We start from the raw sequence: 26,641 nt of genomic DNA, 5'->3' as shown, positions 1-26,641 counted from the left end.
ACATGGAACTAAGTCAAATTATTATAGATGTGGTAAGTACCTTTGCCATAGTCTCAATTCTGATGCCATTCTTTATTGGCTACTTAATTGCTCATAAAGAAGGGCAATCTATTCGTGAAGTTGGTCCAAAATGGCATAAGAAAAAATCAGGAACGCCTACTATGGGTGGACTTCTAATTATAATTGCTATGACTATTACTAACCTGTGGGTTGGAGCCTGGCAAAATCAATTAACTCATTCATTGATTATTATTACCTTGGTAATAATACTTTATGGTGGAATTGGGTTTATTGATGATTTTATTAAAGTATTTAAAAAACGTAATTTAGGTTTGAAAGCTTTACAAAAACTTGTTTTACAAATTATAGTTGCATTTATTTTTCTGTATGTTTATGCAACTGACCAATTGCCATTTAACTTTACTATTCCTGGTATTTGGTCGATCGATTCAGTGATCATATTTGTTTTATTTACTGTCTTTTGGTTAGTAGGATTTTCCAACGCTACCAATTTGACTGATGGAATAGATGGATTACTAGGTGGTTTAGCTACTATTTCCTATGGAACTTATGGAATCATTGCACTAAATCAAAATAGAATTGACATTGCAATCGTTTGTTTCTCAGTGGTCGGCGGATTATTAGCATTCTTAATTTTTAATCATAAACCTGCCAAAATCTTTATGGGTGACGTTGGGTCATTAGCACTAGGTGCTGGTCTTGCAGTAATCGCTATTTTACTTGGGCGTTATTGGTCCTTATTACTAATTGGATTAGTTTATGTTTTAGAGACGGCAAGTGTAATGCTACAAGTCTTTTCATTCAAAGTTTTCCATAAACGTATCTTTAAAATGACACCAGTTCATCATCACTTTGAGATGGTTGGATGGAACGAATGGAAAATTGATATTGTTTTTTGGATCATTGGAATTGTTTGTTCAGGAATTTATCTAATATTATTTATATAGGAAGTCAGTCATGAAAGCAGAAAGTAAATACTCAAATAAAAAAATTCTCGTCTTGGGTTTAGCAAAAAGTGGTTTTGCAGTTGCAAAATTATTAAATAAAATGAATTCAGATGTAACAGTTGTTGATTCAAATCCGTTAGAAGGAAATAAAGAAGCAAAGGAATTGATGGATCAAGGATTTAAAGTTATTACAGGTAGTAATGACGCATCTCTAGTGGATGAATCGTTTGACTATGTTGTTAAAAATCCTGGAATTTTTTATTCCAATGAATTGATTCAGCATGCAGAAGAATTAAACATTCCAGTTATTACAGAACCAGAGATCGCCTACAGCTTCTCTGATGCTCATATGGTTGGTGTTACCGGTACTAATGGTAAGACCACTGTAACAACATTAATAAAATTGATGTTGGAACATTCACCCAAATTTAAAAATTCATTTTATGCAGGTAATATTGGTATACCCATTTCTGAAGTGATTCAGAAAGCTTCAAAAGATGATGTTGTGGTAACTGAACTTTCTAGCTTTCAATTAGAAGGAACAATTGATTTGCATCCTCATGTAGCTGTATTAAATAATATTTATTCAACTCATTTAGACTTCCATAAAACAAGAGCAAATTATATTAAGGCTAAGATGCATATTACTAAGAATCAGACTAAAGATGATTATTTCATTGTTAACTGGAATGAAGAAGAATGGCGTCAACTAGCCAAAGATTCAAAAGCTCAGATTGTTCCATTTTCCGACAACCAAGTACTAGATCATGGTGCTTATGTCAAAAATAATGAAATTTATTATGACAAAGAATTTGTTTTGAATATTGATGCTATTAAAATTCCTGGGGAGCATAATGTTCAAAATGCATTAGCTGCAATCAATGTTGCTAAATTATTTGACGTCAAGAACGAAGATATAATTAATATTTTGACTTCATTCAAGGGAGTAAAACATCGTATTCAATTTGTAGATGAATTTAATGGTCGTAGATTTTATAACGATTCTAAAGCTACAAATATTGAGGCCACTACTGTTGCATTGGAAGCATTTGGTGACAAGCCGTTGACTTTGATTGCTGGTGGTCTTGATCGTGGTAATGGGTTTGATGAATTAGTTGAGCCCCTAAAAAAAGTTAAGAATATAATTTTATATGGTGAAACTGCAGATAAGATGGTTGATGCCGCTCAAAAGGCTAATATCACAAATATCATAAAAGTATCTAATCTTGCCGAAGCTGTACCTGAAGCTTATCGTCAAAGTGATAAGGGAGACGTTGTTTTATTATCTCCTGCAGCTGCTAGCTGGGATCAGTTTGATACTTTTGAACAACGTGGAGATCAATTTATAGAAGAAGTTGAAGGACTCAAAGGAGAGGCATAATGACCAAATTGCGAATAGTAGTTTCTGGTGGAGGTACCGGTGGACATATTTATCCTGCGATGGCTTTAATTAAGCGCTTAAAGGAGAGAAACCTTGTTGATGAGGTTTTATATGTCGGTACTGAAAAGGGCTTAGAGAGTAAAATTGTTAATAATGCGGGCATTCCTTTTAAGACAATAGAAATAAGGGGATTTAAACGTAAACTAACATTTGAAAATGTTAAAGTTATGCAATTATTTTTATCTAGTGTTAGAAAATCTAAAAAGATAATCAAAGAATTTGATCCCGATGTTGTTATTGGTACTGGTGGTTATGTTTCAAGTGCGGTTGTATACGCAGCACACAGACTACATATTCCAACAGTGATCCATGAGCAAAATACTATTGCTGGTATAACAAATAAATTTCTTGGTCACTTTGTTGATAAGATTGCGATTGCTTTTAAGGAAGCACAAGATCAATTCAGTGAGAAGAGAAAGATTGTTTTTACCGGTAATCCTAGAGCTCAAGAAGTTGCTAAGATAGAAAAGAATACTCGTTTAGAAGATTATGAATTAAAGGCTGATAAACCTACGGTTATGATTTTTGGTGGTTCAAGGGGAGCAGCTCCTATTAATAAGACGACGATTGAATCTTTGGAAAGATTTTCAAAATCAGATTATCAATTATTGTTTGTGACAGGAAGGGTACATTACGATGATGTAATCAAAAAGATTGATTCCAAATCATTGAACATGGACAATGTATCTGTGCAACCTTATATTGATAATATGCCTGAAATTTTACCTGATATTAGTTTGATCGTTGGTCGAAGTGGGGCCACAAGTATTGCAGAGATAACGGCATTAGGAATACCTGCAATATTTGTTCCAAGTCCTTATGTAACACACGATCATCAAACTAAAAATGCTTTGTCAGTTGCCAAAAATGGTGCAGCTGTCATGATTCCTGAGTCAGATTTAACTTCAGAATCGTTGTACTCAGAAGTTAATAAGATAATGAGTAGTGAAGACCTTAGAGACAAAATGTCAACTGCCTCTAAAGAAATTGGTGTTCCAGATGCGTCTGATAAATTGATTAAGGTATTGACTGACTTAGTTAAGTAGTTAGGAGTTATTATGACAAAGAAGAGGAAGAATTTAGGTAAAAATAGTATTATCTTGATTTTGACTGTCGTGATAATTTTCATTGCTTATCTAGGTTCTCCACTTAGTAAAGTAAGAAATGTCAATGTTGAAGGTGTTAATGATTTAGGTGCACAACAAGTTATAGATGCCACTGAAATCAATAACAATAGTTTATTGGTCAATGTTTTGTTAGATCATCGATCAATTGCTGATAAAACTAAAAAGAAATTACCTTCGATAAAGACTGTTTCATTTAGAACTCGTAATTTACGCGATATAGTGATAAAAGTGAAAGAGATTCCAACTTTAGGATTAATTTATAAAGATGGTTATTATTACCGAGTGGTAAATGGCGGACGTATATTGAATCAAAGAATGCATGCGCCAATTGGAAATTATCCAATTTATAGTGGATTTAATAAAAAAGGCTTAAAGAAGATTTCAAAAATCTATAAGAATTTGCCTGATAATGTAAGAACTAATGTTTCTCAGTTTTATAACGCTCCAACCAAATTGAATCCATATCGTATCAAAATTGATATGAATGATGGTAACAAGGTGGTTGCTGATATTAGAACCGTAGAGGCAAAAATGAAGTATTATCCAAGTATTGCTGCTCAAATGAAGCGAAAAGGTGTAATTAATTTAGAAATTGGTGCATATTCTTATCCTTTTAAAGCTAAGAAATAGGTTTAATATAGTCATATTTGTGTTAAAATTTTCTAATGAAAAGATTTTTTTCTAGGTAAGGGAGGCTGCCACGTATATATGGATAATTCAGAGTTTTTTGTAGGACTAGATATCGGTACTAGTTCAATTAAAGTAGTGGTTGCTGAATCGTCGGATGACAAGTTAAATGTTGTTGGCGTAGGAAGCGAAAGATCCGAGGGAGTTAGCCGCGGTGTTATAGTTGATATCGATAAGGCAGCAGGTGCAATAAAAAAAGCTGTTAAGCGGGCCGAGACACAAGCCAATATTACTATTCACGACGTTGTGGTCGGAATCTCCGCAAATATGTTACAAATAGAAAAATGCCAAGGTATGATAGCCGTTGGTTCAGAGTCAAAGGAAATTACTGAAAATGATGTAAGACAAGTAATGGCAGCGGCTATGGTACAAAACTTACCTAGTGAACGCGAAGTAGTATCTTTGATTCCAAGACAATTTTCAGTCGATGGATTTAATAATATTAAAGATCCTCGCGGTATGATTGGTGTTCGTTTAGAAATGAAAGGTGTCATATATACGGCGCCTAAAACAATCGTTCATAATACAAAAAAAGCTATTCAATTGGCTGGATTAAACATTATTCATAAAGTCATTTCACCGATGGCTCTTAGTCAAGTGGTTTTAAATGACGGTGAAAGTGGATTTGGATCAGTCATCATTGATATGGGTGCTGGTCAAACAACTGCTTCAGTAGTTCATGATTATAATTTGAAATTATCAACTGTTGATTTTGAAGGTGGTCATTATGTCACTCATGATATTTCGGTAGTGCTAAATACAACTATTGAAAATGCTGATCAACTAAAAGTTTATTATGGTAACGCTGATCCTGACGAGACTTCTTCTGATGAAACTATCAGTGTTGAGGTAGTTGGAAAATCCGAACCAGAACAAATTTCAGAACAATATATTTCAGAAATAATTGAGGCTCGTTTAGAGCAAATATTTGATAGATTAAAAGATCCATTAGAAAATTCAGGTGCTCTATCGCTACCAGGTGGAATTGTTTTAACTGGTGGTGTGGCTGCAACACCTAACATTGAAGAACTTGCTAAAAATGTTTTTGGTGTGAAAGTTAGAAGTTATGTCCCTTCCCAAATGGGGATGCGTCATCCGTCATATTCCTTGGGACTAGGTTTGGTAACATATGCTTCAAGGTTAAACGATATCGGAATTATTGCTGACAATGTTGTTAACGGAGCAACAATTAACCAAAATAATTCAACTCCTCAACCTGTGGCAAAAGCCAAGCAGGTCGTTGAACCAGAACCAAAGACTAAAAATGAACCAGATGAAATTGAAAAACCAAAACAAACTCCAAAAGCCAAAAAAGGCAAAGGAATGGATAAGTTTAGAGATTTCTGGAGTAAATTTTTTGATTAAAAACTAAGATAAATTAAACAGGAGGAACTCCTTAATGGAATATTCTTTAGACTCAAACAACAACATGGGAGCAGTAATTAAAGTTATTGGTGTAGGTGGTGCCGGTGGTAACGCTGTTAACCGTATGGTGGACACAGGAATTAAGGGTGTTCAATTTATTGCTGCAAATACTGATGTTCAAGCTTTGGAAAGTTCAAAAGCTGAAACAAAAATTCAATTAGGACCTAAATTAACAAGAGGCTTAGGTGCCGGTTCAAATCCAGAAATTGGTCAAAAGGCTGCTCAAGAGAGTGAAGAAGCTCTTAAAGAGGCTCTTGAAGGCGCTGATATGATTTTTATTACTGCTGGAATGGGCGGTGGTACTGGTACAGGTGCTGCTCCTATCGTAGCCAATATTGCAAAAGAAAGTGGAGCACTTACTGTTGGTGTTGTTACTCGTCCATTTGCATTTGAAGGTTCAAAACGTTCACGTTTTGCAGCTGATGGTATAACTGAACTCAAAAAGGATGTCGACACACTAGTTATTATTTCTAATAGCAAATTACTTGAAGTTGTTGATAAAAAGACTCCAATGAGTGAAGCATTCAGTATTGCTGATGATGTATTGCGCCAAGGTGTTCAAAGTATTTCTGATCTTATTACATCACCTGGTTATGTTAACTTGGATTTTGCTGATGTTAAGACTATTATGTCAGACCAAGGTTCAGCACTTATGGGTATCGGTACAGCTAACGGTGAAAATAGAATTAATGAGGCTACAACTAAGGCTATTTCATCACCATTACTTGAAGTTTCAATTGATGGAGCTAAACAAGTTCTTCTTAATATTACTGGTGGTACAGATCTATCACTTTATGAAGCACAAGAAGCAGCTCAAATTGTTTCCGATCAAGCAACTTCAGATGTAAATATCATTTTTGGTACATCAATGGATGAAACACTTGGAGATCAAGTTAAGATTACAGTTATTGCCACTGGTGTTGAAAGTGAAGATACTAAGAAAAATGTTAAGAAGCCAGTTTTAAATAATAAAATGGCTACATTAGATGGTAATAAACAAGGTAGTGTTCAACCAGCACCTCAACCAAAGAAAGATCCTTTGGCAGATTGGGACATTAATCGTGATGCTGATACAAATAATGTTTCTGGTGAGAAGAGTGATTTTGAAATTTTCCAAAAACCAGAGACTATTGATTTAAATGACGATGATGATGACTCAACACCACCAATCTTTAAACGTCGTAATAATAAATAAAGGAGAACTTATCTATGGCATTTGAAAAGTTCAGTAACTTCTTTGGTATTAATGATGAAGACGATGAGAATCAACCTGTACAAGAGGCTGATTATTCTAATAATGAAAAGGTTGTTTCAATGAATTCAACAACAGATTCTAGAACTACCAACAGCAGCAAGATAGCTATTTATCAACCAAGAGTGTATGCTGATGCGAAGGTAGTTGCCAAACAATTGTTAAACAATAAGGCTGTTATTGTAAATTTCAATAATATCAATGATGATTCAGCAAAAAGAATTGTTGATTTTTTGACGGGATCCATTTTTGCTCTAAATGGTGAAATTAAACGTGTAGGAGATAAGATATTCCTATGTACACCGCCTAAGTTTGAAATTGATGGTAGCATTCCCGATATTAATGAATAGATAGGGGAGTTAGATGGATCGAATTTTAACCGGTTTACCGTATATCATTGCTGGAATTTTCCAATTGTATGAAATGGTGATATTTATTTACTGCATACTTTCATTTATGCCAAGATTGTATCAAAATCCATTTGGTCAATTGATCGTTAGGTTAGTACAACCATTTCTAGTATTGATTCATAAAGCTTTACCATTTTTAAATAGACAAGTTTTAGATTTTTCTCCATTAATTGCTTTGATTATTTTACAATTAGTCCAGAAAGTAATATTTATGGTGATTTAAAATGGCAGACAAAGAAAAAATAAGCTTAAATAGCGGCTTTTTTCGTCCAGAAGAAAAACCTTTTGTCGATCGTATCGGTGATTTGCTGTTAAAGTCACAGACAATGTATACACCACAGTTAACTGATTTCCTTAACAAAAGAGAGCAGCTTATTTTGAATAATTTAATCAATAAATACGATGATTTATTTGTTCATTATTTTGGTGGATATGAAGATGCGGAAAGAGTCAGGGGTATAATTGCTCCTGATTATTTTGTACCAAAAGAATCCGACTTTAAGGTTTCAATGTACGAAATAAGATATCCAGAAAAATTTGCTAATTTGCATCACGGTCAAATTCTTGGTTCCCTGACAGGATCAGGAGTAGATCGTGATCATTTTGGTGACATCATTACTGATGGTGAAAGATGGCAATTTTTCGTTTTTGACCAGATGGATGATTATATTGAGGAGCAAGTTACTAAAATTGGACCATATAAGATTCATTTAATTCAAAAAGATTTTACTGACTTGTTGCTTCCTAGAGATGATTCGGTAGATGAAGATATTCGTGTTCAGTCACTTCGAATAGATACTGTTATTGCGACTGCTTACGATTTATCTCGTCAGGTTGCAAAATCTTTGGTAGAACATGGTAAGGTTCAGCTTAATTGGGCCAATACACGCAATGCTAGTGAATTTATTACAATGAGTGATACGCTAAGTGTTCGTGGATATGGTCGAATAAGGATTAATGATATTATGGGTAAATCCAGAAATAATAAGTATATACTGTTTGTAAATGTCATTAATAAATGATTAGGGGCGTGAAATTATGGTATTATCACCAGTTGAAATACATGATAAAGATTTTGACCACAAATTTCGTGGGTACGATCGTGACCAAGTCGATAAGTTTTTGAACCAGGTAGTTCAAGACTATGATTTAGCTTTACAAAAGAACTCACAATTAGAAAAAGAACTTGCAGATGTTAAAGAGCAACTCAAATATTTTACTGATATGAAAGATGCTTTAAATCAATCGATTTTAGTTGCACAAAATGCCGCTGACAAGGTTAAATCTGGGGCTGAACAAGAAGCACAAGTGATTATTGAAGAATCACAAAAGAAGGCCCGTGAGTTATTAGATCAATCGACAGATAAGTCTAACCAAATTTTACAAGATGCCTCTGATAAAGCTCGACAAGTGACAATTGAAACTGATGAGTTGAAGCAGAAAACAGATAGTTTCAGACAAGGTTTGCAAGGTATGTTGCAACAACAATTGGAAATGATCGAGAGTCCTAAGTGGCAAAAGCTTGCTGATGCTACATCTACCAACGATTTGAAGCAAAAAATCGGTATGGATAATGGACAGTATTCTCAAGATAATTATGAAAATTATCAAGATAGTGTTTCCAATGACGAGCAAATGAATTATAATGACAACATTGCTGATAGTCAAAAATCAGAGGAAAGTTCGGATGATCCTTATACGATCAATCATGATCAGAATGGTCCGACATTCCAATTTGATAACGATGATCAGAATAATAACAATAATTAAGAGAACAAGTGCTTTATAAAACATTTTCCAGCGAGCTAACGTATGGTGAGAGGTTAGTAGAATAATTTGTTTAGTATATCAACTCTTAAAAATTTCTATAATTATTTACCAATAGGTGGTATAGCGAGAACTCGTCCTAATTTGGATGGGTTCTTTTTATTTTTTATAAGGGGTGTAAGGATGAAAGTAAAAGATACTTTAAATTTAGGTAAAACTAAATTCCCTATGCGAGGTAATTTGCCTAATAAAGAAGCAGAATGGCAAAAAGCTTGGGAAGAAAACAAAATATATGAAAAGCGTCAAAAATTAAATGAAGGAAAACCAACTTTTGAATTACTAGATGGCCCTCCATTTGCTAATGGTGATATTCATATGGGACATGCATTGAACAAGATCTCAAAAGATATCATTGTTAGATATAAGTCAATGAACGGTTTCCGTTCACCATACGTACCAGGTTGGGATACTCATGGTCTACCAATTGAGCAACAATTAGCCAAAAAAGGTGTTAAACGTAAGGAAATCGGTATGACTGAATACCGTGAAATGTGTCGTGATTTTGCTGAAAAAGAAATCAAAAAACAAATGGCTGGCTTTAAACGTCTAGGTGTTTCAGCTGATTGGGCACATCCATATATTACATATCAACCAGAGTTTGAAAAAGAAGAAGTAAAAGTCTTTGGTGAAATGGTTGATAAAGGTTATATCTATCGTGGTAAGAAGCCTGTTTATTGGTCACCATCATCAGAATCAACTTTGGCTGAAGCTGAAATTGAGTATAAGGATATTAAATCCCCATCAATTTTTGTTGCCTTTAAGGTTCGTGATGGTAAAGGATTATTAGATACAGATACATCATTCATTATTTGGACAACAACTCCATGGACAATGCCTTCAAATGAGGCTATCTGTGTAAATCCTAAGTTTAACTATGCTTTAGTTAATGCTGACGGTAAAAAGTATGTTGTTGCTGAAGAACGTATCAGTTTCTTAAAGGAAACACTTGAATGGGATAATGTTGAAACTCTAAAGACTTTTAAGGGTAGTGAACTTGAAGGTTTAACAGCTACTCATCCATTCTATGATCGTGAATCACTACTTATTCTTGGTAATCACGTTACATTAGATGATGGTACTGGATTAGTTCATACAGCTCCTGGATTTGGTGCTGATGACTTTGTTGTTGGTATGAAATATAAGTTGCCAATCTTTTCGCCAATTGATGCTCATGGTTGCTTTACTGATGAAGTTCCTGAATATAAAGGTGTCTTTTATGATAAAGCAAATAAGATGATCACCGAACGTATGACTGAAAATGGCTCATTATTGAAATTGAGCTTCTTTAGCCATAGTTATCCACATGATTGGCGTACAAAGAAACCAGTTATTTTCCGTGCTACACCACAATGGTTTGCTTCAATTGATAAATTCAGACCACAATTATTATCTGAGCTTGAAAAAGTAAGTTTTATCCCTGACTGGGGTAAGAAACGTCTTTATAATATGATCCGCGATCGTGGTGATTGGGTAATTTCAAGACAACGTGCTTGGGGTGTTCCACTTCCAATTTTCTACGCTGAAAATGGTGAACCAATCATGACCAAAGAAATTATTGATCATGTCGCAGATTTATTTGGTAAATATGGTTCAAATGTTTGGTTTGAACGTGATGCTAAAGATCTTTTGCCAGAAGGATATACAAATCCTAATAGTCCAAATGGTGAGTTTACTAAAGAAACAGACATCATGGATGTTTGGTTTGATTCTGGGACAGCTCATGCTGGAGTTGCTAAGTTACGTGATAACTTAGAATTTCCAGCTGACTTGATTCTTGAAGGTTCTGATCAGTATCGTGGTTGGTTTAACTCACTATTGATCACATCAGTTGCCGCATTTGGTGTTGCTCCATATAAAGCTATCCTTTCTCAAGGATTTACTCTTGATAAGAATGGCGTAAAGATGAGTAAATCATTAGGTAATGTTATTGCACCTTCTGATATCGAAAAACAATTCGGTGCTGAAATCATCCGTCTTTGGGTTGCTTCAATTGATTCTAGTTCTGATGTTTCTGTATCAGTTGATTCATTCAAACAAGTTTCTGAAACTTACCGTAAGATTCGTAATACAATGAGATTCATGCTTGCTAATACAGCTGATTTTGATCCAAAAGAAAATCGCGTTGCTTATGAAGATCTTCGTCCAGAAGATAAATATATTGCAGTTAAATTAAATGACTTAGTTAAGAAATTGCATGATGAGTATGACGTATATGATTTTGCTGATGTAACAAAGAACGTTGTTCGCTTTATTACTAATGAAATGTCAACATTCTATCTAGACTTTGCCAAGGATGTTGTTTACATTGATCCTGAAGATTCACATTCACGTCGTTCAATGCAAACTGTTATCTATGATTCAGCTGTTAAACTAGCTAAATTGTTGACTCCAATATTGCCACACACTATGGAACAAGTTTGGGAATATCTAAAAGAACCTGAAGAATACGTTCAATTGACAGAACTACCAGTTGTTGAGAATTTATCAGATGCTGATGAAATTCATGAAAATTGGAGTAAATTCATGTCATTCCGTGATGATGTTTTGAAGTCACTAGAAGTTGCTCGTACAAACAAATTGATCGGTAAATCATTAGAAGCTAAGGTAACTATTTATCCAAATGATGAATTGAAGTCTACATTGGATAAAATTGATAGTAACTTTGGTCAATTATTGATTGTTTCCCAATTTGAGATCAGTCAAGATGTTGCACCTGCAGATGCTGACAAGTATGAAGATGCTAGTGTTCTAGTTGAAAAAGCTGATGGAGATGTATGTCAAAGATGTCGTATGATCAAGACTGATGTCGGTAGTGACTCAAACTTCCCAACATTCTGCTCAAGATGTGCTAAGATTGTTACTGAGGAATATCCTCAAACAATTGAAGAAGGTTTTGAGGGCTAATAATGTTTCAAGGAAAAATAATTCGTTTTAATAACGAAAGAGGATTTGGTTTTGTAAATAATGGAGAAGAAGATATCTTTTTCTTTGCTGATTCTGTTTTGAATCGTGAGGACTTCTTTATCAAGCCAGATCTAGACGTTGAGTTTGAAATTGCTCCTGGTTTTAAAGGTCCACAGGCAATTAATATAACTATATTAGATCCAAAACAAGATGAGGAAAGCGCTGAATAGTGCTTTCTTTTTTATTGAAATTATTTATCAAGGAGAAGTAACGTGGATGAAGAATTAAATCCTAAAAGATGGATGATACTTATTTCAGTGGGAATATTTACTTTAATGGCCACCTTAGATGGGTCTATTGTTAATATTGCATTGCCAGTAATTAGTAAAGACTTAAATATACCTATGAATATGGCCGAATGGATCGTTTCTATCTACTTAGTTACAATTTGTATCTTCCTATTGTTATTTGGTAAATTAGCTGATGCAATTGGTAAAATCAAAGTTTTTAAAATGGGATCTTTTCTATTTATTTTGGGTTCTCTAGTTTGTGGTTTTGGAGTTGATTTACCAATTCTATTGGCAGGTAGAACTCTTCAAGCTTTTGGCGGATCGATGGCAATGGCAACTAATAATGGCATAATTACACAAACCTTTCCGTTACGTGAGCGTGGCTATGCTTTAGGATATATTGGTTCGTTTGTATCGATTGGTTCTATTGCAGGACCAGGGATCGGTGGATTAATACTTTCACAATTTCATTGGAGCTATATTTTTTGGATAAATTTGCCAATTGGAGCTATAGCCTTAATATTAGGATATTTAAATTTGCCAAAGAAAGAACCGAAAAATCCAGCAAAATTTGACTATCGTGGATTTTTTGTTTATCTTGTAACATTATTACTATTCTTTGCCGCAATCTTTATTGGCCAATCAGTCGGTTTTGGGAACATTTATATTATTTTAGCTTTCATCTTATCAATTCTCTTGTTTATGTGGTTTATTCACTTACAAAAGAATACTGAGCAACCAATGATAGAATTAAGAATCTTTAAAAATCATGATTTTACTTTGGGCTTAGTTGTGGGATTTTTAATTTTTGTTACTAATTTCTTTTTCAACGTTGTTTCACCGTTTTATTTGGAAAATGCATTGGGAATAAAAGCCTCTATTGCTGGATATATCCTAATGATGTTCCCAATTGTTCAAGTTATCATTTCTCCAATATCTGGTAAAATGTCTGCTAAAATTAATCCAATTTTATTAACAATTACCGGATTATCTGTTCTTGCGGTTGCCCAAATTGGCTATCTATTCTTTAATGTAAATACCAGCTTATGGTTTATACTATTATTTATTGGTTTGAATGGATTGGGAAATGGATTGTTCCAAGCTCCCAATAATACTATGATCATGAGTTCAGTTGACCCTAAAGATTTAGGTATTGCTGGAGGGTTGAATGCATTGGCAAGAAATATGGGAATGATAATTGGAGTTTCTGTATCAACAACAATTTTGTTCTTATCAATGAGTAGCTTTTATGGAAAGTCTGTGACAACATATATTGATAATAGACCCGATATCTTTATTGATGGTATGCGTGTCACAATGGCATTTGCACTAGCAATTTGTTTAGTGGCGATACTTATGTCTGTAATAAGGTTAATGAAATCAAGAGGTTTGAAAAATGAATAAAGAAGATTCTAGATATTATGAAGAAGTAGTAGCTCAAAAAAGAGTATTTGGTGGAAAAATTATTAATGTAGATGTTGAACAAGTTATACTTCCTAATGGTATTCCAGCTATAAGGGAAGTAGTTAAGCATCATGGTGCGGTTGCAATTATTCCATTTACTGACGATGGAAGAATGATTTTTGTTAGACAATGGCGTGCACCTTTAGACCAAGAGACTTTGGAAATTCCAGCTGGTAAGATTGACCCTGATGAGGGCAGTGATTTAAAGGAAGTAGCATTACGTGAAATGAATGAAGAACTAGGTATGACAACCGATAATTTAGAAAAGGTTACAGCCTTTTTTGCCAGCCCTGGTTATTCAAACGAAAAGTTAACGATGTTTAAAGCTGATAAATTAAAAGAAGTCGAATTCAAGCGTCCCTTGGATCAAGATGAGTTTTTAAATGTTGAGAAACTTACTTTAAAAGAGGCTAAGGAACAAGTTGATGCCGGTGTGATTTGTGATTCTAAGTCTATTTACGCAATTACTTATTGGGAGTTATTGAATGCTAAATAATCTTTTTTCTAAAATAAAAGATAGATTTTCTAATTCAGATAAATCTGAATATGATTCAGTAGTACCGGCTGATCAAATTGAAAAAAGACAACAAGAAATAAGAGATCAAGAAAGAATACGTGCTGAAGAAGAGTATCGTAGAGAACATCCTGATCAAATTATGCAAGAAAAGTTAGAGTCATTTGAAAATAAGACAAATAAATTGAAAAAAAAGCTAAATATTGCGATTATTACAGTGTTTGGCTTAATAATTATTGTATTTTTAATTTTATTTTTTATATAAAGGAGAAGTGTTAAATGAAAATTGGCGTAATCGTTCCGATGGAAGAGGAAATCAAATTACTAAGAGAATCTCTAAGCGACGTAACTAAAGATGAGGTTGCTGGTGTTGAAATTACTATTGGTTCATACAATAATCACCAAGTTTATCTTGCTAAGAGTGGTATTGGTAAAGTTCAAGCCGGAATGACAGCGACAATTGTTAATGATCGTTATCAACCTGACTTTGTAGTTAACACAGGTTCTGCTGGTGGTATTGGCGAAGGACTAAAAATTGGCGATGTTGTGATTTCAAGTAAGTTAGCATACCATGATGCCGATGCAACTGGATTTGGTTATAAAATGGGCCAATTGCCTGAACAACCATTATTCTTTGAGGCCGACTCTTTTTATGTTGATGAAATATTTAAAGCTGCTAAGAAATCAAACTTAATTTCACACGTTGGAGTAATTGTTACTGGAGATCAATTTATTGACGGAAAAGAAAAAATTGCTACAATTAAAAAGTCGTTCCCAGATGCATTAGCTTCTGAAATGGAAGGTGCAGCTGTGGCGCAAGTTTGTGTACAATTTAAGACACCATTCGTTGTAATTCGTTCAATGAGTGATGTTGGTGATGAAGATGCAAGTGTCAATTTTGACGACTTTGTTATTCAAGCCGGCAAGAAGTCAGTTGAGATGTTATTGAACTTCTTAGATCAAGAGTAGAGGGGATTTTTAAATTGGAGTTTACTTATTTAGATAATGCTGCCACAACGCCAATGGCTAAGGAAGTCGTTGATGTTATTTCTGAACAAATGGCAAATAATTTTGGAAATGCTTCAGCCACTAACTATTTTGGCCGTCAAGCAAGAAAAGTATTAGATGAAAGTCGTCATACTATAGCCAAAAGTATCAATGCTAAAGATTCAGAAATAGTTTTTACTAGTGGTGGTACTGAAAGTGATAATACGGCAGTTATTGAAACTGCTCTATCACGACAAAATCTAGGTAAACATATAATTACTACGGCCATTGAGCATGAAGCTATTTTAAAACCTATGAAGTATCTAGAGTCATTAGGTTTTAACATTACTTACTTGATGCCAAATGAACGTGGAGAAGTGACTGTTGACCAAGTAAAAAATGCTTTAACAGATGATACTATTTTGGTATCTATTATGTACGGAAATAATGAAGTTGGATCTCGTAATCCTATTAAAGAGATAGGTGAATTGTTACAAGACCATCAAGCTTTCTTCCATACAGATGCTGTTCAAGCATATGGACAAGAGACTATTGACGTTAAAGATCAACATATTGATTTACTGTCAACTTCTGCTCATAAGATAAATGGTCCTAAATTTATTGGTTTCCTTTATATTAATGATAAGATTCAAATTCCTTCTTTTATCAAAGGAGGGGACCAAGAAACAAAGCGTCGTGCCGGAACTGAGAATGTTCCAGCTATTGCTGGTTTTGCTAAAGCGGTAGAGCTGATTACTCCTGAAGAAAAAACAGCTCGTCGTGATCGTTATTTTGGTTTTAAACAACATATTCAAACTATCTTAAAAGATAATAATATAAAATTTGAAGTAAATGGTCCTAAAGATATCAATGCTTTAAATCACGTATTTAATCTCTATCTGCCAGGGGTCGATCGTGGGGTATTGTTAACAAGATTAGATTTGGAATATTTCGCAGTTTCTGGTGGTTCAGCATGTACCGCTGGAAGTCTTGAACCTTCGCATGTCCTCGTTGCTATGTACGGTAAAGATAGCCCTAAAATTAACGATTCAATCAGAATTAGTTTTGGTAAGGATAATACTGATGAAGAAATCGTTAATTTCTCTAACAAGTTAGTTTCAATAGTTAAAGACTTGACTAATTAGTTAGGATTCTTCAAACTTAATTTAACTAAGCTTAGGGGGTTTTTACTATGAGTACAAAAGCACAAGTTTTAGGAGATACTGATTTTTATGAAATCAGTCCTGAAATAAAAAAATACGCACTGTTAGATGTTGGTTTTCAAGAAACTAAACAAGGTAATTTCCGCCTTGAACGTCCAATTAATGGTGACTCACCATATGATGCTCGTTACGTCTTGAAGGTTACCATCAATAAAGATTTTAGTAATCTTAAAATGGCTACAACGGATAAAAGTGGTCTACATAATTTGAATATTTTTAAATCAAAGAATACAACTCAAGAAGTTGAAGATTTTAGATATTTAATGAAGTTTTTAATAGATAAAAATATTTTAGTTAAGAGATAGAGGTTTTATTATGAATAATACAAAAAAGCGCGTTGTTGTTGGAATGAGTGGAGGAGTTGACTCATCAGTTAGTGCTCTTTTGTTAAAACAACAAGGATATGAGGTTATTGGTGTCTTCATGAAGAATTGGGATGACACTGACGACTCTGGCGTATGTACCGCTACAGAGGATTATGAGGATGTAGCTAAGGTTGCTAATAAAATTGGTATTCCTTATTACTCAGTTAACTTTGAAAAGGAATATTGGGATCGTGTTTTTGAATATTTCTTGGCAGAATATCGTAAGGGTAGAACTCCAAATCCTGATGTTATGTGTAACAAAGAGGTTAAGTTCAAGGCTTTCTTAGATTATGCTGAGAAGCTTAATGCTGACTATATCGCCATGGGTCACTACGCACAATCATTCCGTGATGATAATGGCGTTGTACATTTATTACGTGGTGGGGATGCTAATAAGGATCAAACATACTTCCTAAGTACAGTACAACAACATCAATTACAAAAGGCATTGTTCCCAATTGGTGGAATGCAAAAGTCAGAAGTTCGTCGTATTGCTGAAGAAGCTGGACTTGCTACTGCAAAGAAGAAGGACTCAACTGGTGTATGTTTCATTGGTGAAAGAAACTTTAGAAAGTTTCTTAGTGAGTTCCTACCTGCACAAGCCGGTACAATGATGACACCAGATGGTGAAGTTAAGGGTAAGCATGCAGGTTTGATGTATTACACAATTGGTCAAAGATCAGGACTTGGAATTGGCGGAAACGGCAAGTCTAATGAGCCATGGTTTGTTGTAGGTAAGGATATGTCAAAGAACATTCTTTATGTTGACCAAGGATACGATAATGAAAGATTATATGCAGATCATTTGGAAGCATCAGAATTATCATTTATTACTGGCTTAGATTATGGCGATGAATTCCATTGCACAGCTAAGTTCAGATATCGTCAACAAGATACAGGCGTTACTGTCCATGTACTTGAAGATGGTAAGGTATCTGTTGATTTTGATAATCCTGTACGTGCCATTACACCAGGACAAGAAGTTGTATTCTATGATGGTGAAGAGTGTCTGGGTGGAGCAACTATTGATGCTGCTTACATGAAGGCAAAGAAGTTACAATACATTTAATTTAAATATTGAAGAAGATCAAGTATTTGCTTGGTCTTTTTTTGTATTTATCTGAAACTTGAAAATGATACTATAAATCATCATAATAGTAAGTAATTAACTTTGTAAGGTGAATAAAATTATGGAATTGTATTTTGTCAGACATGGAAAAACCAAATGGAACTTAGAGGGAAAATATCAAGGAGGACATGGTGATTCTCCACTACTTCCTGAGAGTATAAAAGATATTAAACTACTTTCTAAAAGATTAGACGGAATAAATTTAGCTAATGCTTATACTAGTCCTTTACCACGTGCTAAAACTACTGCGGAAACTTTGATAGCTGATTTAAAGCAATCTGTTAATTTGACAGTCGTAGATGATTTGCGAGAATTTGATCTTGGAATCATGGAGGGTCAAAAATTTGTTAAATTAGAGAAGGAAATCCCTGAAGTTATCCATGCATTTAGATTTGAGCCTAGTAAATATGATGCTGACCAAATTAAGGGTGAATCGTTTGAGGAAGTTGCTGAAAGAACAACTAATGCTGTTAAAAAAATTGTTTCTGAGAATGATGATAATTCGTCAATTTTGATAGTTAGTCATGGTGCAGCCTTAGTAACATTGATTCAATCCTTGTTAGGTACTAAAGTTGCCGACATTAGAAAAGATGGTGGATTATCAAATACAAGTCTGACACATTTACAATATAGTAATAATGAATTCAAACTTATAAAATGGAATGAAACTGGATACTTACATAAAAAGTTGGAAAGTACTGATACTATCTGAGGTATTAAATGGATAAAAAAGCAGAAAAGTTATTTAAAAATGGCGATAAAGAAGCTGCCATTAAACAACTAGTTAGTGAATTAAATAAAGATAATCAACAATTAGATAAAATATTACAATTATCAGCTTATTTAGTTGAAGTTGGTGATTTAGAACAGGCTGAAGAACTTCTTACGAGATCTTTGGCCCTATTTAGTGATAACAAGGATATTAAATATAACTTAGGGAATGTCTATTTTTTGGCAAATAAGTACGATAAAGCTAATGAGATCTTTTCTGGTTTGATACAAGCTGATTATGGTTTTGAGGCTTATTTTATGGAAGCTAAGACTTTGGATGAGCAAGGTAAGCGCCAATTGGCAATCGTCTATGCTTTAACAGCAATAGAGAAAAATCCTAAAGATCAAGCTGCTATCGAATTGATGGCTGATTTATTATTAGCTAATGGAAACTTTGCAGAATCAAAAGAGTATTATCAAAAAGCTATCGTGATGGAGCAAAAGGCTAAATACTACTTTAATATGGCTCTATGTGCTATGAATTTAAAGGATGATTATCAATCATATTTAAATAAATCAAAAGAAATCGATCCCAAGTATTTTGTAGAAAACGAAAAGAAGTTATCAAATTTACAAAATTATTTAACTAAAACAGGAGATAGCAATGGCAGACGATAAAGAATATTTTGTTGGAACTGTCAAAGCTATTTTTTTTGAAAATCCAGAGAATCTTTTTAAGATTTTTACAATTAAAATCAAAAAAACAAATACTAAATGGGATGGCAAAGACATTGTCGTAACAGGTAGTTTTGGCAATATTTCTGAAGAAGAAGAATATAAATTTGAAGGTCATATGGTAGATCACCCTAAATATGGAAAACAATTTAAGGCCGACACGTATCAGCATAGTCGTCCTAGTGGGAAAAAAGAGTTGATCAGTTTCTTTTCTAGTGATGAGTTTCCTGGGATAGGTAAGAAAAAAGCTGAAAAAATAGTTGATACATTGGGTGAAAATGCTATAGATAAAATTTTGCAAGATCCCAATGCACTTGACTTTCTCAACTTAGGTGAAGAGAAAACTAATTTAATAGTTGAGCAATTATCTAAAAATCATCAAACAGAACAAGTTTTGTATCAGCTTAGTAATTTCGGCTTTGGGAATACTTTGAGTACTAGAATCTTTCAAAAGTATGGTGTGAATACCTTAGAAAAAATAACTGAAGATCCATACAGATTGGTAACTGATATTAAGGGTGTCGGGTTTAAACGTGCAGATGAACTTGCTAGAAATCTTAATATTCCACTAGATGATCCTAGACGAATAAAAGGAGCACTTGTTCAACTGGTAGCAGTTCTAAATAATTCAACTGGAGATACATTGATTGAACAAGATGATTTATTTAAACGTGCTTTAGCAATTTTACGTTCAAATAATCAATTAGACGAATTGAAAGTAAAAATTGAAGATGGTCTCAAATCACTTGTAAATGATGGGGTATTAGTTTCTGAAGAAGGTAAAGTTTATGACAAATCATTGTTTGATGCTGAATGGTCGATTGCCCAATCAATGAAGATGATCACAGACACTTATAAAGGTTTCGACTGGACTGATATAGAGTTTTCAAAAGAATTACATAAAATTGAAAAATCATTTAAAGTAAAGTATGATCCTTCGCAAGAAAAAGCTATTAAAGAATCACTCACACATTCAGTCTTTCTATTGACCGGTGGACCTGGAACTGGGAAAACCACTATTATTAACGGAATTGTTGCTGCCTATGCAAAACTAAATGATGCAACTTTAGATCCTAGTTCAGAAGATTATGCTATTGCTTTAGCAGCACCTACTGGAAGGGCCGCTAAGCACATGGGTGAATCAACAGGATTGCCTGCAATGACGATCCATCGATTGTTAGGATTGACGGGTACAGAAGATGATGAATTTGCTGAACCAACTTTGAATTGCAAATTGTTGATTATTGATGAGATGTCTATGGTTGATACTAAACTATTTAAAACTTTGATCGATGCAGTGCAGCCTGGAACACAAGTAGTATTAGTTGGAGATAAAGATCAATTACCATCAGTTGGACCCGGTCAAATATTCTCTGATTTGATCAACAGCGAAATATTTTCTACAGTAATTTTAAAAGATATTCATCGCCAAGATGAAGATTCTACTATTATTCAATTGGCACATGATATTAACGAAGGTTTAGTGACTGATGAGGTCTTTCATAACCGTTCAGATAGAAGCTTTATCGAATGCAGCAGTCAAAATGTACCCGAAGTTTTGTCACAAATAGTAAGTAAATCGAGTGATAGAGGATTTGATATTGCTGATGTTCAAGTTTTGGCACCGATGTATCGTGGAGTAGCCGGGATCGATAATTTAAACTCCATAATTCAAGATGTTGTTAATCCTATGGAACCAAAACGTAAAGAAGTTTTGATGGGAAATGTTCATTATCGTATTAATGATAAAGTAGTTTATTTGGTGAATACTCCTGAGGACAATGTATTTAACGGTGAAATTGGTAAAATAATTGGAATAATTTTAGCAAAAGAGAATACCGATCATGTAGATCAATTGGTAATAGATTTTGATGGAAATGAAGTAACACTTGATCGAAAGGATTGGACTAATATTGCTTTGGCCTACTGCACATCGATTCATAAAGCACAAGGATCTGAGTTTGAGATGGTGATACTTCCTTTAGTTAATGAAGAATCACGTATGTTACGCCGTAATTTACTCTATACGGCGATTACAAGGTCTAAGCGTCTACTTATCATGGTAGGTAATAGAACAGCTTTTGAGCGCTCTATTTCAGACGAATCAGCTGAAAGAAAGACTAATCTGAAAAATCGATTATTTGCTGCATTTAAGATAAAAATAGATGATCCTAAGATTATTGAAGATGAAGATGAAGAGTTAAAATCGGAACCGAAATCTTATCTTTTGACTTTAGATATGGTAATGAATAATGCAATTGATCCCATGATAGGTATGGAGAATGTCACACCATTTGATTTTCAAGAAAATAAATAAAAAGTCAGAATCCAATTGGACTCTGACTTTTTATTTGGCAAAAATTGTCTTGTTTTATTCATCCTTATATATTGCTTCCAAAAACGGAATCGGTTTGGTAACCCCAGTAGGCGGGATCTTTATATGTAAAAGCATATTCAAGGATAGAACCATTAACATTAGGTAGATATGTTCTTCTCTTTTGGTAGATAAATAGTGGATACTTTTTATGATTAAAATAATTGAGAATATTTTTATCGTTAAGCAATTCCACAGTGGTTTTTTGCGAATATGGTAGTTTGTAAGGGTCGATCCCAGAATCTTCGCGGATTCTTTGATAAACAGAATCAAAATTATGCAAGTTTATTAATGTTTCTTTTGAAATATATTTGGAATTGATGTAGTTAACAGTGTACTGGACTACTTCATCACCAATGTATCGTAAACGCTTAATTTCAAAATATTTTGTTTTAGAATCGATCTTTAGGATCTCTTGAATTTTTTGTTGATTATTCTCTTGGGCAGAAAGTACCTTTACACCTTCAGTATTGCCGTTAGACATGTTTAAGTCTGTCAACAATACAACACTACGGTGATTTTCCTTTGCTACAAAGGTTCCTTTTCCTTTAATACGAGTAACCTTATTTTCTTGTTGGAGTTCATTTAGAACTTTTACGGCAGTGGTAGAACTGACACCAAAGCGTTTGCAGATATCGGACTCACTGTAAAATTTGTCGCCTTGATTAAATGAACCATGATTTAGTTCGTCAGTTAATATTTCAATAATTTCTTGATATTTGGGTGTGAGCAATTAAACTCCTCCTGGTTAGAATTCAACTTTTGCCACTCGGACAATTAAGTCAGTTCCATACTTAAAACCTGTTGCGTCAATAGTTAGCATATCATTGTTTTGAGTGAAACTTAACTTTTCTTTATTATCTAACCAAGAAATATTCTTAACTTCTTTAGAAATTCCAGTGAATGAACGAGGATTGACTCCTTCACCTCCAAGAACTACATTGCTATTTCCAACTATCTTTAAATCAAATATGAATAAATAAAGATTTTTACCATCTGAAAGTACAAAATCATTCATTTTATAACCTGATTCAATGTTTGTTGGACGAGTCTTATAGATGGCCGAACTATTATATTTCATCCATATTCCAATAAGTTTCATATATTGGTCAGAGATTGTTGGAATGGATCCCGTACCAGTTAAGCCGATATTAACTAAGATATTTGCCCCAATATTTCTAGCATGACAAATATTTTCGATAATTTCTTTTGGTGATTTGAAATCAATATCTGAATCCGCAAATCCCCAATGTTGATTGAGAGTTAATGAAATTTCACCTGCAACATATTTTTGATTTTCTTCACCATGATTAATTGAATCAGGGGTACCTCTTTCATATGTAACAGCATCAATTTCTGGATTAATTATTTTACCACGATTTTTAAGTCCAGTATTATTGATGATCATTGCGTTTGGTTGATATTTACGGATAGTTCCGTAAAGCTCATCTAATTTCCAATCAGCATCTTTTTTATTCCAATTTCCATCAAACCAAAAACCGCCGATAGGACCATAATTTTTAGATAGGATTTCTACAGACTTACGTAAGTATTCCAAATACTTGTTAAAGTCGCTTTCGTAGAGAGGATTATGCCAATCATAAGTGGCCATATATAGAAAGGGTTTAATGTCATACTTGTTGCAGGCGTCAACGAATTCCTTGATTAAATCTCTCTTAGCTAAACTATGGACAGAATCAAAATCACTTAAACCTTTACTGTCATATAAGAAGAAACCTTCATGATGTTTGGAAGTTAAAACAATATATTTAGCACCCATAGATTTAGCTTGTTTAACTATATTTTCTACATCAAAATCTTTTGCTGAAAAAGTATCTGCTAATTTTTCATACTTTTCTTTATTTATTCCATGAATAAACTCTGTCCATTCACCTTGACCTAATTGAGAATATAATCCCCAATGAATGAATAGACCGAGTCCCATATCTTCATAGTCTTTTATTCTTTTTAAAGGAACGTTCATCTTGATCCTCCTTGATTGAGCTCTAACTCAAATATTAATCTTAGTGTTAAGTTAACACATTAGGATGGATAAATTCAAGTAGTAAGGAAAATGGTAAATACCGATATATCAGCGTTTAAACGAATCTTAAGAAATATTGTAATCGGTTACCTGATGTGCTAGACTTATCTCGAAATAAGTTAGTACATTAAGTTAATATTAAGACGGTGGTGAGAAGGTATGTATGTATTATCGAGTCATGGTGATTATTCTAAAGAGACTTTAAAGAGTTGTGAGATGATTACAGGTGAATTAAATGATTTTGCAACAGTCTCATTTCATGATCCCATGGGAGTTGACGATGTAGTAAATAAATATGAAAAGTTGTATAAGAACAACTCTACGGATTCATTTAATATAATTACTGATATAAAAAATGGGACTCCAGCAAATTCAGCAATGTTGTTTAAAGATAAACATAAAGAAGTCAGAGTATTTGCTGGATTATCTTTAAGTTTACTTTTAACAATTGCTACTGGAACTCCTATTGAAGAGGCAATTAAAGAGAATAGAAAAGTTCTTGGAGAAATTGATCCTCAAAAAGAAGTTGCTCAAGAATTGAACGATAGTGATGTGGATACGACTTCAACAAAGAATCCAATTGTAAATGTTAGAGTTGATGCACGACTGATTCACGGTCAAGTGGCGACCATGTGGACGAGAAAGCTAAATGCAACAAGAATCATGGTTATTGATAACGAAATTGTAAAGAGCGATGTTCAAAAAATGACACTGAAGACTGCAGTTCCTAGAGGAGTACATTTAAGTATTTTAACTAGCCAAGGTGCAGCCAAAAGACTAAAAGATAAAAAATATCAGGGTCAAAGAGTATTTATTTTAGTTAGAGATCCATCCATGCTACAAGGATTGGTTGAACAAGGCGTTAAATTGGACTCAATTAATGTCGGTAACATGTCCATGTCTGAAAATGCACGTCAAATCGCTAAGAGTGTTGCCGTGACCGATGAAGATCAAAAGATATTTGATTATTTATCAAGTCAAAATATTGAATTATATCATCAAATGGTTCCAAACGATAATAAGCAGGAATTTATGAATTTGTTGAAAAAGGGGCGTAAATAATCATGACAATAGTTTGGTGGCAAATATTACTATTAACAGCCTTAGCATTTTGGATGATTATCGATCAAATTACTGTTGGAATTTTATGTAATTATCCATTACTAATTGGTTTTGTTGCCGGAATTATAATGGGTGATGTTAAAACCGGCTTGGTCGTCGGTGCAACATTACAATTAATGGTTTTAGGTGTTGGTACTTATGGTGGTGCAAGTATGCCAGACTTTATGACTGGAGCTATTATTGGTACGGCATATGCGGTTATGACAGGTAAAGGCATTGACTTTGCAATTGGTTTGGCCGTTCCAGTGGGATTATTGATGGTTCAGTTGGATGTTTTGGCACGTTTCGTTAATACATTCTTCTTACATCGAGTCGATAGACATATTGCAGAAGGTGACACAAAAGGTGTTGCTAGAAATATCGTATTGGGAGTGTTTCCATGGGGATTATCAAGAGCCATTCCAGTATTCGTTATGTTAATTGTAGGTAATAATGTTGTTTCAAAAATTGTTGAATGGTTACCACAATGGCTTTCTAATGGATTAACCGTTGCCGGTGGAATTCTACCAGTTGTCGGTATTGCTATTTTATTGAGATTTTTACCAACAAAGAAATTTATTGCATATTTGATCGTTGGATTTATCGCAGCAGCATACTTAAAGATGCCAATGTTAGGTGTAGCTTTATTAGGTCTTGCACTTGCAATTATGTATTATAAGCAAAGCGATAAGGGCGATAATGACAAATCACAATCTCAAGAAGATGGAGGCGTGGAAAATGAACTCGGCGAATACGAAAACTAAGATCACTAAAAAGGATCTTTTTAAAGCAAATTGGCGTTGGCTTTGGTCCAGTCAAATCTGTTGGAATTATGAAAGAATGATGTCTACTGGATATCTTTATACAATTTTGCCAACTTTAAAAAAGTTGTATCCTGATGACAAAGATTTAATTGAAATGATGAAGATGCATAATCAGTTCTTCAATACTAACGCTTATGTCGGTGGCTTCATTGTCGGAATGGATATGGCAATTGAAGAAAAAGAAGGTACTAAAGCTAAAGATACAGTTGCTGGTTTAAAGACTGGTTTAATGGGTCCATTTGCCGGTGTTGGTGATACAATTGTCGGAGTTATTTTACCAACTATTTTTGGTTCAATCGGTGCTTACATGGGATTGAAGGGTAATCCAATTGGAGCAATTATCTGGTTACTTGTCAATTTTGCAGTTCTATTTTTGAGATTTACATTGTTGCCTTTAGGATATTCCCAAGGTGAAAAATTGATTTATGCCGCCGGTGATAAGTTAAATCGTATCACCGACGCAGCCATCCTTCTTGGTGTTACAGTTGTAGGAGCCTTGATACCTACAGTTGTTTCGGCCAAAGTTCCCTTAGTTTTCCAAAGTGGTAAAGTCACTTTGAAAGCTCAATCTGTATTAAATCAAATCATGCCATCACTAATTCCAGTACTATTGGTTGCTCTTTGTTACTGGTTACTAGGTAAGAAAAAGATGAATTCTACACGTTTAATTGTTTGTGTATTGATAGGTGGAATTATCCTTGGTGGATTTGGCGTTTTAAGTAAGTAGAACCTTCATACTTTACTTATGATGATAAGTAAAAGAGCCGTATTTACATTGTAAATAGGTACTGAGTATATAATTTGATACAGATAAATAAGAGCACTTCTGGGAAAATAAT

27 protein-coding genes are annotated in these 26,641 nt (G+C 34.0%); 25 read left to right on the top strand and 2 right to left on the bottom strand.

Features of this window, described 5'->3' with window-relative positions; genetic code table 11:
- Positions 1 to 2: 2 nt before the first annotated feature.
- The 22 genes from mraY (at position 3) to recD2 (ending at position 21,776) form a co-directional block, all read left to right on the top strand.
- On the top strand, positions 3 to 968 hold the full coding sequence (gene mraY, locus FC72_RS05555) for a phospho-N-acetylmuramoyl-pentapeptide-transferase (protein ID WP_057765621.1): 966 nt from the start codon (positions 3 to 5) through the stop codon (positions 966 to 968).
- Positions 969 to 978: 10 nt separating this feature from the next.
- Entirely contained in the window at positions 979 to 2,349 is a 1,371-nt protein-coding gene (gene murD, locus FC72_RS05550) for a UDP-N-acetylmuramoyl-L-alanine--D-glutamate ligase (RefSeq protein ID WP_057765619.1), read from the top strand.
- Positions 2,350 to 2,357: 8 nt separating this feature from the next.
- On the top strand, positions 2,358 to 3,455 hold the full coding sequence (gene murG / locus FC72_RS05545; RefSeq protein WP_057765741.1) for an undecaprenyldiphospho-muramoylpentapeptide beta-N-acetylglucosaminyltransferase: 1,098 nt from the start codon (positions 2,358 to 2,360) through the stop codon (positions 3,453 to 3,455).
- A gap of 12 nt (positions 3,456 to 3,467) precedes the next feature.
- Positions 3,468 to 4,166: a cell division protein FtsQ/DivIB gene (locus FC72_RS05540; RefSeq protein WP_057765617.1), complete on the top strand. Its 699-nt coding sequence runs from the start codon at positions 3,468 to 3,470 to the stop codon at positions 4,164 to 4,166.
- A 78-nt stretch (positions 4,167 to 4,244) separates the two neighbouring features.
- Entirely contained in the window at positions 4,245 to 5,588 is a 1,344-nt protein-coding gene (ftsA, locus tag FC72_RS05535; protein ID WP_057765615.1) for a cell division protein FtsA, read from the top strand.
- A 34-nt stretch (positions 5,589 to 5,622) separates the two neighbouring features.
- Positions 5,623 to 6,843 carry a cell division protein FtsZ gene (gene ftsZ, locus FC72_RS05530; RefSeq protein ID WP_057765613.1) on the top strand — a complete coding sequence of 407 codons (1,221 nt, stop codon included), beginning with the start codon at positions 5,623 to 5,625 and terminating at the stop codon, positions 6,841 to 6,843.
- Between the two features lie 14 nt (positions 6,844 to 6,857).
- Positions 6,858 to 7,250, top strand: a complete 393-nt coding sequence (locus tag FC72_RS05525) for a cell division protein SepF (protein WP_057765611.1) — start codon at positions 6,858 to 6,860, stop codon at positions 7,248 to 7,250.
- A 13-nt stretch (positions 7,251 to 7,263) separates the two neighbouring features.
- Complete coding sequence (locus tag FC72_RS05520; protein ID WP_057765609.1) at positions 7,264 to 7,533, top strand: YggT family protein; 270 nt, start codon at positions 7,264 to 7,266, stop codon at positions 7,531 to 7,533.
- Between the two features lies 1 nt (position 7,534).
- Positions 7,535 to 8,332, top strand: a complete 798-nt coding sequence (locus FC72_RS05515) for a YlmH family RNA-binding protein (RefSeq protein WP_057765607.1) — start codon at positions 7,535 to 7,537, stop codon at positions 8,330 to 8,332.
- 16 nt (positions 8,333 to 8,348) lie between these two features.
- The gene (locus FC72_RS05510) at positions 8,349 to 9,080 is read left to right on the top strand and encodes a DivIVA domain-containing protein (protein ID WP_057765605.1); all 732 of its coding nucleotides are present in this window, start codon (positions 8,349 to 8,351) and stop codon (positions 9,078 to 9,080) included.
- A 180-nt stretch (positions 9,081 to 9,260) separates the two neighbouring features.
- Entirely contained in the window at positions 9,261 to 12,041 is a 2,781-nt protein-coding gene (gene ileS, locus FC72_RS05505; RefSeq protein WP_057765603.1) for an isoleucine--tRNA ligase, read from the top strand.
- A gap of 2 nt (positions 12,042 to 12,043) precedes the next feature.
- Positions 12,044 to 12,271, top strand: a complete 228-nt coding sequence (locus FC72_RS05500) for a cold-shock protein (protein ID WP_057765601.1) — start codon at positions 12,044 to 12,046, stop codon at positions 12,269 to 12,271.
- Between the two features lie 72 nt (positions 12,272 to 12,343).
- Positions 12,344 to 13,735 carry an MFS transporter gene (locus tag FC72_RS05495; protein ID WP_057765739.1) on the top strand — a complete coding sequence of 464 codons (1,392 nt, stop codon included), beginning with the start codon at positions 12,344 to 12,346 and terminating at the stop codon, positions 13,733 to 13,735.
- Positions 13,728 to 14,291: an NUDIX hydrolase gene (locus FC72_RS05490; protein ID WP_057765599.1), complete on the top strand. Its 564-nt coding sequence runs from the start codon at positions 13,728 to 13,730 to the stop codon at positions 14,289 to 14,291. Before FC72_RS05495 ends, FC72_RS05490 begins: the two co-directional genes overlap by 8 nt.
- Complete coding sequence (locus tag FC72_RS05485) at positions 14,281 to 14,574, top strand: hypothetical protein (RefSeq protein ID WP_057765597.1); 294 nt, start codon at positions 14,281 to 14,283, stop codon at positions 14,572 to 14,574. The genes FC72_RS05490 and FC72_RS05485 overlap by 11 nt, the downstream gene beginning before the upstream one ends.
- 14 nt (positions 14,575 to 14,588) lie before the next feature.
- Positions 14,589 to 15,278, top strand: a complete 690-nt coding sequence (locus FC72_RS05480; RefSeq protein WP_057765595.1) for a 5'-methylthioadenosine/adenosylhomocysteine nucleosidase — start codon at positions 14,589 to 14,591, stop codon at positions 15,276 to 15,278.
- 14 nt (positions 15,279 to 15,292) lie between these two features.
- Entirely contained in the window at positions 15,293 to 16,441 is a 1,149-nt protein-coding gene (locus FC72_RS05475) for a cysteine desulfurase family protein (protein WP_083480758.1), read from the top strand.
- Between the two features lie 47 nt (positions 16,442 to 16,488).
- Positions 16,489 to 16,824 (top strand): hypothetical protein, encoded by a 336-nt coding sequence (locus FC72_RS05470; protein ID WP_057765593.1) that lies wholly within the window; start codon positions 16,489 to 16,491, stop codon positions 16,822 to 16,824.
- Between the two features lie 10 nt (positions 16,825 to 16,834).
- Entirely contained in the window at positions 16,835 to 17,953 is a 1,119-nt protein-coding gene (mnmA, locus tag FC72_RS05465) for a tRNA 2-thiouridine(34) synthase MnmA (protein ID WP_201781798.1), read from the top strand.
- A 118-nt stretch (positions 17,954 to 18,071) separates the two neighbouring features.
- A complete protein-coding gene (locus tag FC72_RS05460; RefSeq protein ID WP_057765735.1) occupies positions 18,072 to 18,725 on the top strand; it encodes a histidine phosphatase family protein in 654 nt (217 codons plus the stop codon).
- A gap of 8 nt (positions 18,726 to 18,733) precedes the next feature.
- Positions 18,734 to 19,402: a tetratricopeptide repeat protein gene (locus FC72_RS05455; protein ID WP_057765589.1), complete on the top strand. Its 669-nt coding sequence runs from the start codon at positions 18,734 to 18,736 to the stop codon at positions 19,400 to 19,402.
- Positions 19,389 to 21,776, top strand: a complete 2,388-nt coding sequence (gene recD2 / locus FC72_RS05450; RefSeq protein ID WP_057765587.1) for an SF1B family DNA helicase RecD2 — start codon at positions 19,389 to 19,391, stop codon at positions 21,774 to 21,776. Before FC72_RS05455 ends, recD2 begins: the two co-directional genes overlap by 14 nt.
- Before the next feature lie 64 nt (positions 21,777 to 21,840).
- On the opposite strand, the gene FC72_RS05445 is transcribed toward recD2, so the two are convergent.
- Entirely contained in the window at positions 21,841 to 22,566 is a 726-nt protein-coding gene (locus FC72_RS05445; protein WP_057765585.1) for a GntR family transcriptional regulator, read from the bottom strand.
- Positions 22,567 to 22,581: 15 nt separating this feature from the next.
- The gene (locus FC72_RS05440) at positions 22,582 to 23,817 is read right to left on the bottom strand and encodes an alpha-L-fucosidase (RefSeq protein WP_057765583.1); all 1,236 of its coding nucleotides are present in this window, start codon (positions 23,815 to 23,817) and stop codon (positions 22,582 to 22,584) included.
- Between the two features lie 219 nt (positions 23,818 to 24,036).
- Here FC72_RS05440 and FC72_RS10640 point away from each other — a divergent pair, with 219 nt between their 5' ends.
- Genes FC72_RS10640 through FC72_RS05425 form a run of 3 tightly spaced genes read left to right on the top strand, consistent with a single transcriptional unit; the run spans position 24,037 to position 26,529 of the window.
- The gene (locus tag FC72_RS10640) at positions 24,037 to 24,939 is read left to right on the top strand and encodes a PTS sugar transporter subunit IIAB (RefSeq protein ID WP_083480757.1); all 903 of its coding nucleotides are present in this window, start codon (positions 24,037 to 24,039) and stop codon (positions 24,937 to 24,939) included.
- Positions 24,940 to 24,941: 2 nt separating this feature from the next.
- A complete protein-coding gene (locus tag FC72_RS05430) occupies positions 24,942 to 25,742 on the top strand; it encodes a PTS mannose/fructose/sorbose/N-acetylgalactosamine transporter subunit IIC (RefSeq protein WP_057765581.1) in 801 nt (266 codons plus the stop codon).
- Positions 25,717 to 26,529, top strand: a complete 813-nt coding sequence (locus FC72_RS05425) for a PTS system mannose/fructose/sorbose family transporter subunit IID (protein WP_057765579.1) — start codon at positions 25,717 to 25,719, stop codon at positions 26,527 to 26,529. Before FC72_RS05430 ends, FC72_RS05425 begins: the two co-directional genes overlap by 26 nt.
- The last annotated feature ends 112 nt before the right edge of the window (positions 26,530 to 26,641 follow it).

Origin of the sequence: Companilactobacillus tucceti DSM 20183 (assembly GCF_001434665.1) — a bacterium.
Lineage (GTDB): Bacteria > Bacillota > Bacilli > Lactobacillales > Lactobacillaceae > Companilactobacillus > Companilactobacillus tucceti.
Note: the sequence above shows the minus strand (reverse complement) of the source record. Positions and strands in the feature narration are given on the sequence as shown.

Coding starts and splice junctions, on each gene's coding strand:
- ftsZ (WP_057765613.1), top strand. CDS start 5,623: ATGGAATATTCTTTAGACTCAAACAACAACATGGGAGCAGTAATTAAA.
- ftsA (WP_057765615.1), top strand. CDS start 4,245: ATGGATAATTCAGAGTTTTTTGTAGGACTAGATATCGGTACTAGTTCA.
- FC72_RS05490 (WP_057765599.1), top strand. CDS start 13,728: ATGAATAAAGAAGATTCTAGATATTATGAAGAAGTAGTAGCTCAAAAA.
- FC72_RS05485 (WP_057765597.1), top strand. CDS start 14,281: ATGCTAAATAATCTTTTTTCTAAAATAAAAGATAGATTTTCTAATTCA.
- FC72_RS10640 (WP_083480757.1), top strand. CDS start 24,037: ATGTATGTATTATCGAGTCATGGTGATTATTCTAAAGAGACTTTAAAG.
- FC72_RS05520 (WP_057765609.1), top strand. CDS start 7,264: ATGGATCGAATTTTAACCGGTTTACCGTATATCATTGCTGGAATTTTC.
- ileS (WP_057765603.1), top strand. CDS start 9,261: ATGAAAGTAAAAGATACTTTAAATTTAGGTAAAACTAAATTCCCTATG.
- FC72_RS05425 (WP_057765579.1), top strand. CDS start 25,717: ATGAACTCGGCGAATACGAAAACTAAGATCACTAAAAAGGATCTTTTT.
- FC72_RS05495 (WP_057765739.1), top strand. CDS start 12,344: ATGATACTTATTTCAGTGGGAATATTTACTTTAATGGCCACCTTAGAT.
- FC72_RS05470 (WP_057765593.1), top strand. CDS start 16,489: ATGAGTACAAAAGCACAAGTTTTAGGAGATACTGATTTTTATGAAATC.
- mnmA (WP_201781798.1), top strand. CDS start 16,835: ATGAATAATACAAAAAAGCGCGTTGTTGTTGGAATGAGTGGAGGAGTT.
- FC72_RS05430 (WP_057765581.1), top strand. CDS start 24,942: ATGACAATAGTTTGGTGGCAAATATTACTATTAACAGCCTTAGCATTT.
- FC72_RS05525 (WP_057765611.1), top strand. CDS start 6,858: ATGGCATTTGAAAAGTTCAGTAACTTCTTTGGTATTAATGATGAAGAC.
- FC72_RS05480 (WP_057765595.1), top strand. CDS start 14,589: ATGAAAATTGGCGTAATCGTTCCGATGGAAGAGGAAATCAAATTACTA.
- FC72_RS05440 (WP_057765583.1), bottom strand. CDS start 23,817: ATGAACGTTCCTTTAAAAAGAATAAAAGACTATGAAGATATGGGACTC.
- recD2 (WP_057765587.1), top strand. CDS start 19,389: ATGGCAGACGATAAAGAATATTTTGTTGGAACTGTCAAAGCTATTTTT.
- FC72_RS05515 (WP_057765607.1), top strand. CDS start 7,535: ATGGCAGACAAAGAAAAAATAAGCTTAAATAGCGGCTTTTTTCGTCCA.
- murD (WP_057765619.1), top strand. CDS start 979: ATGAAAGCAGAAAGTAAATACTCAAATAAAAAAATTCTCGTCTTGGGT.
- FC72_RS05455 (WP_057765589.1), top strand. CDS start 18,734: ATGGATAAAAAAGCAGAAAAGTTATTTAAAAATGGCGATAAAGAAGCT.
- FC72_RS05540 (WP_057765617.1), top strand. CDS start 3,468: ATGACAAAGAAGAGGAAGAATTTAGGTAAAAATAGTATTATCTTGATT.
- FC72_RS05510 (WP_057765605.1), top strand. CDS start 8,349: ATGGTATTATCACCAGTTGAAATACATGATAAAGATTTTGACCACAAA.
- FC72_RS05500 (WP_057765601.1), top strand. CDS start 12,044: ATGTTTCAAGGAAAAATAATTCGTTTTAATAACGAAAGAGGATTTGGT.
- mraY (WP_057765621.1), top strand. CDS start 3: ATGGAACTAAGTCAAATTATTATAGATGTGGTAAGTACCTTTGCCATA.